Source organism: Verticiella alkaliphila, from assembly GCF_018904615.1.
Lineage (GTDB): Bacteria > Pseudomonadota > Gammaproteobacteria > Burkholderiales > Burkholderiaceae_B > Verticiella > Verticiella alkaliphila.
This window is the reverse complement of sequence record NZ_JADCNH010000064.1, coordinates 1-10,293: the sequence shown is the minus strand read 5'-3', so window position 1 is coordinate 10,293 and position 10,293 is coordinate 1. Positions and strand designations below refer to the sequence as shown.

At 65.2% G+C, this 10,293-nt stretch carries 8 protein-coding genes and 3 pseudogenes; 8 read left to right on the top strand and 3 right to left on the bottom strand.

The features are described 5' to 3' along the window. Positions 1-122: 122 nt before the first annotated feature. The 8 genes and pseudogenes from IMZ29_RS21460 (at position 123) to IMZ29_RS21430 (ending at position 8,545) form a co-directional block, all read left to right on the top strand. The gene (locus IMZ29_RS21460) at positions 123-1,175 is read left to right on the top strand and encodes an NAD(P)/FAD-dependent oxidoreductase (protein ID WP_216188167.1); all 1,053 of its coding nucleotides are present in this window, start codon (positions 123-125) and stop codon (positions 1,173-1,175) included. Positions 1,176-1,192: 17 nt separating this feature from the next. Further along, positions 1,193-2,290, top strand: a pseudogene (gene eutB, locus IMZ29_RS22995) (ethanolamine ammonia-lyase subunit EutB); the annotation flags it as partial. Between the two features lie 42 nt (positions 2,291-2,332). After that, a complete protein-coding gene (gene pcaG / locus IMZ29_RS22990; RefSeq protein ID WP_371820388.1) occupies positions 2,333-3,106 on the top strand; it encodes a protocatechuate 3,4-dioxygenase subunit alpha in 774 nt (257 codons plus the stop codon). A 7-nt stretch (positions 3,107-3,113) separates the two neighbouring features. Beyond that, positions 3,114-4,451, top strand: a complete 1,338-nt coding sequence (locus tag IMZ29_RS21450; RefSeq protein ID WP_184278037.1) for a lyase family protein — start codon at positions 3,114-3,116, stop codon at positions 4,449-4,451. A gap of 37 nt (positions 4,452-4,488) precedes the next feature. Continuing rightward, entirely contained in the window at positions 4,489-5,376 is an 888-nt protein-coding gene (locus tag IMZ29_RS21445; protein WP_184278035.1) for an amidohydrolase family protein, read from the top strand. Further along, on the top strand, positions 5,376-6,437 hold the full coding sequence (locus tag IMZ29_RS21440) for a maleylacetate reductase (RefSeq protein WP_371820387.1): 1,062 nt from the start codon (positions 5,376-5,378) through the stop codon (positions 6,435-6,437). The genes IMZ29_RS21445 and IMZ29_RS21440 overlap by 1 nt, the downstream gene beginning before the upstream one ends. Positions 6,438-6,497: 60 nt before the next feature. Continuing rightward, complete coding sequence (locus tag IMZ29_RS21435) at positions 6,498-7,469, top strand: PDR/VanB family oxidoreductase (RefSeq protein ID WP_216188163.1); 972 nt, start codon at positions 6,498-6,500, stop codon at positions 7,467-7,469. A 281-nt stretch (positions 7,470-7,750) separates the two neighbouring features. Next, positions 7,751-8,545 carry an SDR family oxidoreductase gene (locus IMZ29_RS21430; protein ID WP_216188161.1) on the top strand — a complete coding sequence of 265 codons (795 nt, stop codon included), beginning with the start codon at positions 7,751-7,753 and terminating at the stop codon, positions 8,543-8,545. 28 nt (positions 8,546-8,573) lie between these two features. Here IMZ29_RS21430 and IMZ29_RS21425 read toward each other — a convergent pair. From IMZ29_RS21425 to IMZ29_RS21415, 3 genes and pseudogenes are all read right to left on the bottom strand, one after another. Continuing rightward, positions 8,574-8,684, bottom strand: a pseudogene (locus IMZ29_RS21425) (transposase domain-containing protein); the annotation flags it as partial. A 219-nt stretch (positions 8,685-8,903) separates the two neighbouring features. Then, positions 8,904-9,923 carry a D-cysteine desulfhydrase family protein gene (locus IMZ29_RS21420; protein ID WP_253207361.1) on the bottom strand — a complete coding sequence of 340 codons (1,020 nt, stop codon included), beginning with the start codon at positions 9,921-9,923 and terminating at the stop codon, positions 8,904-8,906. Then, positions 9,923-10,222, bottom strand: a pseudogene (locus IMZ29_RS21415) (NAD(P)-dependent oxidoreductase); the annotation flags it as partial. The gene IMZ29_RS21420 and the pseudogene IMZ29_RS21415, both read right to left, overlap by 1 nt. Positions 10,223-10,293: the final 71 nt, after the last annotated feature.

The window sequence follows — 10,293 nt, the reverse complement described above, 5'->3', positions numbered from 1 at the left end:
CGATCTACCAACACCACCTCCGCGCCAGTGCTAGCTTTTCGTACCGTCACTTATTGCACTGAAAACGAGGAGACCCCGGCTACGGTTGCGTGCCGGTTGCGACACCGCAGGTGATGTGGTCGTTGCCTCGTCTCTTGCTCGATCCGGACAGTCCGCTCTCGATGCCAGCCTCGGCCATGTCGGCGATGCTGCCGTGGCTGTGGCGATTCGTCCGCGCATCAAGCACGTCTGCTGCGACGGCCAGCGCACGAGCGCTCGCCCCGTTGCTTGCGCAGGCAGCCCCCGCGTGGGAGCGACGATGGGCCACACTGGACTGCGAGGACATCATTCGACGCGAGGGCTCCCTCTACCTCTACCAAGGGCCGCCGTCGATCGACGCCTTCGACTTCCGCTTGCGCGCCAAGCATGGCGTGAAGCAGGAGACATTGTCACCCGCCGAAGTGAGCCACCTCGAGCCTGCGCTCGCACCGCTGAATCGGCATGGCATCTTCTTCCCGGACGCCATGCACCTCGCTTCTCCAGCAACGCTGATGCAGCGCATGGCGGCCGCAGCCGAGCGACGCGGGGCGCACCAGCTGCGAGCGCGCGCGGTTCGCTTGCATGGCGACAAGTCCGGTATCACGCTCGAACTCGAAGGAAATGGCGAAGTGCAGCGTGTGCGTGCGAGACAAGTGGTCATCGCTGCCGGAGCGCACTCTCTCGACCTGGCTCGACAGGCTGGGGAGGCTGTGCCCTTGGACACGGAGCGCGGCTATCACGTCGAATATGCCGTCGATCCCCTGCCCGTCCGTCGCCCCGTCTGCCCGGTCGAGCGCGGGCTGTATGCCACGCCCATGGCCGGCCGGCTGCGAGTAGCAGGGTTGGTCGAATTCGGCGGAACCGCTCGCTCCGCGGATCCGAAACGCTGGGATCAGCTGGATCGCGGCGCGCGAACACTCTTCGGGTCATTGCCGGAGCCGACTTCGCGATGGATGGGGTTTCGGCCGTCAATGCCCGACTCGGTACCCGTGATCGGCCGCGCTCGCGGCGTGCCAGGGGTCGTGCTTGCTTTCGGCCACGGACACCTCGGGCTGACGCTGGCCGCCGTCACTGCCGGACTGGTCGCCGATGAGCTCGCAGGACGATCCGTCGCGCACGCGCTGGACGTGTATTCGCCGCGTCGCTTCGACCGATGACCTGAAAGGGATGACACATGGCATACGCTCACACGATCTCGAACCGCGTGTACCGCTTCGCCGACCTGACGACGCTGCTCGCCAAGGCCACGCCCGAGCGCTCCGGCGACCAGCTCGCGGGCATCGCGGCCGAATCGGATAAAGAGCGCATGGCCGCGCGCGTCGCGCTCGCCGATCTGCCCCTGCGAACGTTCCTGGACGAGCAGATCGTGCCCTACGAGGTCGACGAGGTGACGCGCCTGATCGTCGACACGCACGATGCGCCCGCCTTCGCACCGATCGCGCACCTGACGGTTGGCGGCTGGCGGGACTGGTTGTTGTCGGAGCATGCGACGCCCGATGCACTCGCCGCCCTGGCGCCCGGCCTCACACCCGAGATGGTCGCGGCAGTGAGCAAGCTGATGCGCAACCAGGACCTGATTGTCGTAGCGCGCAAGTGCCGTGTCGTCACACGGTTTCGCAACACACTCGGTCTGCCTGGTCGACTTGCGGTCCGCCTGCAGCCCAACCACCCGACCGACGATTTGCGCGGCATCGCCGCATCGATGCTCGACGGCCTGTTGTACGGCAGCGGCGACGCAGTCATCGGCATCAATCCGGCAAGCGACAGCACGGCCGTGCTTGGCTCGCTCGTGAAAATGCTCGCCGAGGTGATCGAACGCTACGAGATCCCGACGCAGAGTTGCGTGCTCACGCACGTGACCAACACGATGCGCATGATCGAAGCCGGTGTGCCGGTTGATCTGGTGTTTCAGTCGGTGGCCGGGACCGAGCAAGCCAACAAGGGCTTCGGCATCAACCTGGCGTTGCTGCGCGAAGCCAACGATGCGGCGCGTTCGCTCAAGCGCGGAACGGTCGGCGACAATGTCATGTACTTCGAGACCGGGCAAGGCTCGGCACTCTCGGCCGGCGCCCATCATCGTGTCGATCAACAAACGCTCGAGGCGAGGGCCTACGCGGTCGCACGCGAGTTCGAGCCATTGCTGGCCAACACGGTCGTCGGCTTCATCGGGCCCGAGTACCTGTACAACGGCAAGCAGATCATCCGCGCCGGACTCGAAGACCACTTCTGCGGCAAGCTCCTGGGCCTGCCGATCGGCTGTGACATCTGCTACATTTACGTGTCGCCGAGGCTCGCGTGCCTCAGACGATCCGCGATGGTCCCCAGGGCCGCGCGTGCCATTCGGCGAGAAAGTTCGAGTTCTTACCCAGGAGAACCCATGCCTACCAAACCCGACGACGTTCTTCCTCATCCGACCAGCTTCGATTCGACCGAACGGCTGGCCCAGATCAAGGGTTACGTGCTGAACGAGCGGCGCACACCCGCCAGAAAGCTGCCCGTGGTCACGCCGCACCAGACGATCGGTCCGTTCTACCCGCACCATCTGGTGCGCCCAGGAGACGAGGACCTGGCCGCGCGTGAAGTGGGGGGGCCGCGGGCTGAGGGCGAGCCGATGGAGATCGTGGGAACCATCACAGATCTATCCGGCAAGCCCGTCGCGGGCGCCCTGATCGAGGTGTGGACCGCGAACGCCCACGGGAAATATTCGCATCCGGCCGACCACTCCAGCCAGCCGATCGACCCGAACTTCAAGGGATATGGCCGGGCCATTACGGGTCCTTCCGGGACGTACCGTTTCGTGGGCATCAAGCCCGGCGCCTACCCCAACCCCGGGTACGACAACTGGATGCGCCCGCCGCACGTGCACTTCTCCGTCTACGCCGCGGGGGTGATGCACCGTCTGATCACCCAAATGTATTTCCCCGGCGAGTCGCTGAATGACATCGACCCGATCCTCAACGGCATCGACGACCTGGCCGCAAGGGCGAGCCTGATCGCCGTCGAGGAGAAGTCCGACACCGGGCGTCGGTACCGCTTCGACATCGTGCTGCAGGGCGAGGCCGAGACCCAGTTCTTCATTGAACGCTGAGGCCCGCGTGCGAACTAGCAACCGGCGCATCGCGGATCTGTTCGCACCTTCCGGGTGGGCGCGACAGTGCTGCCAGGTCGAAGCGGCGTTGGCGCTCGCCCAGGCCGAGATCGGAGTCATTCCCGCCGATGCCGGCCCTGGCATCAGGCAGCATCTGCACGATGCGGTCATCGATCACGACGCCCTGGCCAAAGCGGCGGAGCGGACGGGTTTTGCTATCGCGCCCCTGATCCGCCAGCTGACGCCCCAATGCGGCCCGTTCGGCGGGTGGTTGCACTGGGGCGCCACGACGCAAGACATCCTGGTCACGGTCCGTGCGCTGCAGATCAATGAATCCCTGAAGCTGCTCGGGCAGCGCCTGGCGAGGATCGTTTCGGCTGTTGCGAAGCTGGCAGACGAGCACCGGCACACCGTGATGCCGGCTCGCGCGTTCGGCGGCCACGGCGGGGTGACCACGTTCGGTCTGCACTGCGCAACGTGGCTCTCGAGCCTGGTGCGCGATGCGGATCGGCTGGTGGAGCTCACCTGCCGTCCGGTCGCGGGCGAGCTCTTTGGCGCGACCGGCACCATGGCGTCCCTCGGAAGCCAGGGTCTGCTGGTCCAGCAGCGGATGATGGCGCGCCTGGGCTTGCCGGAGCCCCTGGCGAGTGCATCCGGCGCTCGCGACGCGGCCGTCGAAGTCGTGCTTTACCTGGCACTGCTCGTAGGCACCCTGGGGAAGGCAGCGCAGGACATTTCGCAGCTTACCTGGACGGAGATTGGGGAAGCGGCAGAACCTGCGATGGGGGGCCGTGACACCTCCAGTGCGCTTCCGCATAAGGCCAACCCGATCCTGAGCTGGCGGGTGAAGAATGCGGCCGACACATTGCAGGCGCACGCAGCGACTGCCCTGCGCTGCCTACGGCAGGACCAGATGCGTTCAGGCGTCGGCATGCTGGAGCAGGAAGTCGTCGCGCAGGCCTTCACTGTGGCAGAGGAATGCCTCGACGTGTCGGAGACGTTGCTCTCCGGCCTGGAGGTGCGGCAGGACCGGATGCGGGAAAATTGCGAGATCACCCAGGGGCTTTCGATGAGCGAGAGCGTGCAGATAGCGCTCGCTGCCCACATAGGCCGCCTCGCCGCCCACGATCTGGTGCACGATGCGTGCAAGCAGGCCGTCCAGTTGCGGCAATCTCTCGCCACCGTGCTCGCGGGCATGCCCCAAGTACGCGTGCACCTGGACGAATCCGCCCTGCGCAAGCTGCTTTCTCCTGAAGGCGAAGTGGGCGCGGCCGGCGCGATCGTCGACCGTTGCATCGCTGCGGCACACGAGCGCCTCGACGCGCTGCGCTCCCTCGATGCGTAGTCCGTCTCGCATCCTGCGCTCATTACGAAAGGACCATATGAAAAGCGTAATTCCGCCGTGCCTCGGCCCGGATCCCGAGGTTTCACAGCCTGGCTGGACTGTGCCGCCGGGCGCCTGGGACACTCACTTCCACGTTCTCGGGCCGACCTCGCAGTACCCGTATGCCGCCACCCGGAAGTACACGCCGCCGGACGCGCCTCTCGACGCGTGCCTCGCGATGCACAATGCGCTCGGCATCGACAGGGGGTTCGTGGTCCATGCCAACACGCACGGTTTCGACAACCGTGTGGACATCGACGCCGTGACGGGCTCGCAAGGCCGCTACCTTGCCGTGGTCCGTCTCGGAGAGGGCACGACCGCGGACGAATGCCGCCGGTTGCATGCTGCGGGCGCCCGGGGGGTTCGGTTCGCCTTCAATCCACAGCACGGCGGCACGCTCGACAAGACTGTTTTTTCGCACGTGCTGGAGTGCATCGAAGAACTGGGCTGGTTCGTCAATCTCCACTTCGACGGTGCGTCGTTGCCGGGGCTCGAGGACTGGATCGCTTCGATTCCGGCAACCGTCGTCATTGATCACATGGGTCGAATCGACCCGAGCCTCGGTCTCGACCAGCTGCCGTTCCAGGCGCTGACGAGGCTGGCGGCCCGCAGCAACATCTGGGTGAAGCTCACGGGCGCCGATCGCATCTCGAAAGTCGGGCCGCCGTACTCCGACGTCGTTCCATTCGCGCGGCGCCTGGCCGACCTCGCGGGTGATCGCCTGCTGTGGGGAAGCGACTGGCCGCATACCGGCTACTTCGACGCTGCCCGCATGCCCGATCCGGGCAAGCTGCTGCGCGCCCTGGCGGACTTCATTCCCGATCGGACCCTCCGGGACCAGGTCCTCACGACGAATCCCCTGAAGCTGCTGCGGGTGGCGCTATGATCGGGGCGTTCACCTTTGCCGGCCACGGCGGGCGAGCGGTCTTCGGCGTGGGCAGCATTGCCCAGATCGCGGAAGAAGTGCAGATGCTGGGCGCCAGAAGGGTACTGATCCTCACGTCGCCCTCGCATCGAGACGTCGCGGGACGGGTCGCTGCAGACCTCGGTGAACTCTTCGCCGGTGTTTGTCACGACGCTGCCATGCATGTTCCGGTCGAAACCGCCATGGAAACCAGGCAGCTCGCAATACGACTCCAGGCGGACTGCTGCGTGACCATCGGCGGCGGTTCCGCCATCGGCCTGGGCAAGGCCGTTGCGTTGGCGCTGCGAGTACCGATCGTGGCGGTTCCGACAAGCTACGCGGGATCCGAGATGACGTCGATCTACGGGATCACGGAAGACGGGAAGAAGGTCACCGGGCGCGATCCGCATGTTCGCCCCAAGAGCGTCGTGTACGACCCTGCACTGACCCTTTCGCTTCCGCCCTCCCTCTCCGCGGCGAGTGGAATGAACGCGATTGCGCACTGCGTCGAAGCTCTGTATGCGATGGATGGCAACCCCATCGTCTCTCTCATGGCGGAGGAGGGCATCAGCGCACTGGCGCTGTCATTGCCCAGGATCATCGAGGACCCATCGGACGTCGACGCCAGGTCCGAGGCACTCTACGGTGCCTGGCTGGCCGGCCACGCGCTCGAAGCCACGACCATGGGCCTGCACCACAAGATCTGCCATGTGCTCGGCGGCGCGTTCGGCCTGCCGCACGCGGAGCTGCATGCCATCGTGCTGCCGCACGTCGCGCGCTACAACAGCAAGGCGGCGCCGCAAGGCATGGCCCGGGTCGCGCGCGCGCTGAAGGCAGGCGACGCTCCGTCCGCGCTGTACCACATGCTGGGTCGGCTTCGGCTCCCATCTGCGTTGAAGCAGATCGGCATGCCGCGCAGTGGTGTGCAGCAGGCGGCCGAGGAGGTGTGTGCAACGCCGTACCGGAATCCAAAAGTCGTCGAGTACGAATCCGTGAAGGCGATGCTGGAGCGGGCATACGAAGGGGTCGAACCACGCCCGTAGGCGCGGCCGTTTCCGGCCGGGCGCGTGCCTGCGCGAATTCACCCAACTCTTGAGATGAACATGAACGCTTTTACCAACGGCCTGCAGGTCAGGGTTGCCGCCAAGACGCTGGAGGCGATCGACATCTGCAGCTTCGAGCTCGTCGCCGTCGACGGGCAGGGCTTGCCGGCGTTCTCCGCTGGATCGCATGTCGACGTCCAGGTCAGTGAAGGCGTCACCCGCCAGTACTCGCTCTGCAACGATCCGGCGGAGAGCCACCGCTACGTGATCGCAGTTCTCAAGGACCCGAATACGCGTGGCGGCTCGAAGGCGATGCACGAGCGCGTGCAGCCTGGCGATGTGCTGACGATAAGCCCCCCGAAGAACCACTTCCCGCTGGCGCATGGCGCGAGCAGGAGCCTGTTGCTCGCGGGCGGCATCGGCGTGACGCCGATCCTGTGCATGGCCGAGCGCCTCTCCGTACTGGGCGCGGAGTTCGAAATGCACTATGCGACCCGCTCCCGCGGTCGCACCGCCTTCGCCGCTCGCATCCAACAGGCGCCTTACGCCTCGCGTGTTCGGTTCCACTTCGACGACGGCGCGCCCGAACAGAAGCTGGACGTCAGTCGCGTGTTGGCCGCTGCCGGTGACGGTACGCACCTGTACGTATGCGGTCCGAAAGGATTTATGGACCACGTGCTGTCGACTGCGCGCGCCCAGGGCTGGCCCGAGGACAGGCTGCACTATGAGTTCTTCGGCACCGTCGTCGTGAAGACCGACCAGGACCAAAGCTTCCGAGTCAAGCTCGCCAGCTCCGGCAGGATCATCCTGGTGCCGCAGGAGAAAACGGTTGTCCAGGCACTGGCTGCAGCTGGCGTGGAGGTCCCCACCTCCTGCGAGCAGGGCGTATGCGGAACCTGCCTCACGCGCGTGCTCGAAGGCGAGCCGGACCACAAGGACTTCTATCTAATGCCGGCCGAACAGGCTGCGAACGACCAATTCATGCCTTGCTGCTCCAGGTCGAAGTCGCCGATGCTGGTTCTCGACCTGTGAGTGCTGCGGCGCACTCGCGTCGGCAATCGCGGCGCTCTCCGCACGGCATTGTCACGTTGTCGATGGCGTGACCTTCTTCGATGTAAACGAGGACGTCGCTATATCACGGTCATCGATTCCCTGCGGCGGTGATCAGCCTAGGCGGTGCGCTGGCAGTAAGCGGCTGGCCCAGCCACCGCCATTTGCGCTGCGGCAGGCGCGCAGCACCGTCGCGATGCGCACTTCCACGAGCGCAGATGCGCAGCTTGCGCCCCCCGTGGCCGTATTTCCGAGGAGCATCCATGAGCGATGACAGCCGATCCATTCTCGTTACCGGCGCGAGTGGCGGTATCGGACGCGCCGTCTGCGTCCAACTGGCGCATTCGGGGCGTGCGCTGGTGCTTGCGGCACGCGATGAAGGCAGGCTTCGTGCGCTGTGCGACGAACTGCGATTAATTCGCTCGGGCCGCTATGAAGCGATCCCGGTCGATATGGGCGACGACGCTGGCGTCGCCACCTTCGGGGAACGGCTTGCCGATCGAGGCATCGTGCTCGGCGGAGTCGTGATGATGCCGCCGCAGATGCGTCCGACAAACGATTGCCTACCGCCCGACGACACTTGGCGCACACTGTTCCAGCACAGCTTTATCGGCCCCTTGGGGCTGCTGAGGGCCGCGATCGCCGCGATGCACACCGACCCGGCTAAGGGTCAGCGCGCCAAGGTGGTAATCGTCTCGACCATCACGTCGGTGCAGGCGCTCGGCCACTATGCGACCAGCAACGTGCTGCGCTGCGCCTGGCTGGCCGAGGCGAAGACGCTGGCGTTCGCGCTGGGCGAGCGCGGCATCCACGTCAACACGTTGTCGCTCGGCGGTACGCTGACGCCCGACTACGCAGCCTCGGTGCAAAGGCGCGCCGATCAAGCAGGCGTCAGCTTGGCCCAGCAGCTGGCCGGCGAGACCTCGAACATTCCGCTGGGTAAGTACGGTCGGCCGGAAGAAGTTGCCGTCGTCGTCGAGCAACTGCTCGGTGCAATGTCGGATCACATGACCGGCGCGAACCTGCTGCAGGATGACGAATTCGCGCGCGCGTACTGAGGGACGCATGAGCGGCGCACAGATTTTCTCAGCGTGCGGGATTCCAGTTGTGGCGCAACAGTTCGTCGATACGTCTGTTCAGCTGCGTGGGAAGCCTGGTCAGGCCATCGTTGAGGTAAGCCCAAGGATCGTGCCCGTGGAGCTTGGCCGACTATGCCGACCGCCGAACTATGCCGAGTGGCTTCGCTTCTCCCCGGATCTCCGTGGTGTCCCTAGCGAAAAACTACTCTTGTGACACAGTAAGACTATGCGAGACCGCTGAACGCTCACGCACATAAGCGGCGGCGTGAAGTGCATTGCGCGATATCGGGAGCGCTCCTTTCCCAAGCTCATAGCCTCCGTCTGGCCTGCATCGCGCCTACATGCACGCAAGCGCTGTCCGATAGGCAAACAGCTGCGCGCCACCCGTCATGACAAAGAGAACCGAAGCGCCAGGGGCCCACTTCCAGGACCTGATTGCCTCGATCAGCCCGGCGAATGCCTTGCCACTATAGACCGGATCGAGCAGTAGACCCTCCGTGCGTGCGAGTGTCCGCACCGCATCCATCATCATGGGTGTGGGAATGCCATAGCTCTCGCCCAGTTGAGAGTCGTCAACGACGACCTTCTCCGAAGGGAAGTCACCGGAATGCCCCAGGCGTTTGAGCGTTTCGGTCACCAGTGCGCGCGTGTTGTCGCCAATGGCAGGCGCCCTGGCGAGCACGCTGAAGTCAATGACCTCGATGTTGTCGACGTCGCTGGCAATCAGGCCGGCCAACAGACCTGCATGGGTTCCCGCGCTTCCGCTCGCGACCACGATGCTGTCAAAATCGATGCCCAGTTGCGCCTGCTGCGCGAGAATTTCCCGTGCGCAGGACGCGTAACCCAGGCATCCAGTGGGCGAAGAGCCACCCAGGCCCACGACGCAGGCGCGAAGGCAGAGCCGCGCATATTCTTGCGCCCGGTTCTGGGCGGCCAGCAGGGGATCTTCGTGCACCTTCGCGCCGAACAGATCATCCAGAAGGATGTTCCCGTTGAGCTGATAGTCGTCGTCCCGGAATCGGACGGCCTGAGTCAGAAACAGCTCGGCCGACATGCCGGCACGCGCCGCCGCCGCTGCACTGGCTCTTGCATGGTTGGACTGGATCCCACCGGTTGTCAGGAACGCATCGCAGTTTTGGGCCAGAGCCTCTCCCAGCAGGAACTCCCGCTTGCGCAGCTTGTTGCCCCCTCCTCCCACACCGATCAGATCGTCCCGCTTCAGATAGATCCTCACGTCGGTCCCAAGGAATCTTTCCAGCGCGGCGGCGCGATGGATCGGCGTGAACCCGTTCAGCGACGGGAACTGGGGATGCCTATTCAGCGCGGTGGATTCGTCATGCATAGCAAAGTCTTTCATCAATATCCTTTGGACCGGTCCACCGTGCCGTGCATGGCCTCGCCGCGCAAGTGACGCCGGATGTTCTCCATCACGGCCCGCGCCGCCGTCTCTGGCCGCGTGGCGCTCGCGATATGCGGCGTGATCCAGACGCGGGGGTGCGTCCACAACGGATCCGAAGCTGGCAGCGGCTCTGGATCGGTGACATCCAGGATGGCGTCTTGCAACTGCCCTTCATCGAGTGCGGCGCGCAGCGCCTCCGCGTCCAGATGTTGCCCCCGCCCGACGTGCACGAGGCACGCGCCGCGTGGAAGGGGGTCTCCTCGTTTTCAGTGCAATAAGTGACGGTACGCAAAGCTAGCACTGGCGCGGGGGTGGTCTGGGTAGACCG

Excerpts from the sequence above, each read along its gene's own strand:
- IMZ29_RS21445 (WP_184278035.1), top strand. The coding sequence starts at position 4,489 with ATGAAAAGCGTAATTCCGCCGTGCCTCGGCCCGGATCCCGAGGTTTCA.
- IMZ29_RS21420 (WP_253207361.1), bottom strand. The coding sequence starts at position 9,923 with ATGAAAGACTTTGCTATGCATGACGAATCCACCGCGCTGAATAGGCAT.
- pcaG (WP_371820388.1), top strand. The coding sequence starts at position 2,333 with ATGGTCCCCAGGGCCGCGCGTGCCATTCGGCGAGAAAGTTCGAGTTCT.
- IMZ29_RS21435 (WP_216188163.1), top strand. The coding sequence starts at position 6,498 with ATGAACGCTTTTACCAACGGCCTGCAGGTCAGGGTTGCCGCCAAGACG.
- IMZ29_RS21430 (WP_216188161.1), top strand. The coding sequence starts at position 7,751 with ATGAGCGATGACAGCCGATCCATTCTCGTTACCGGCGCGAGTGGCGGT.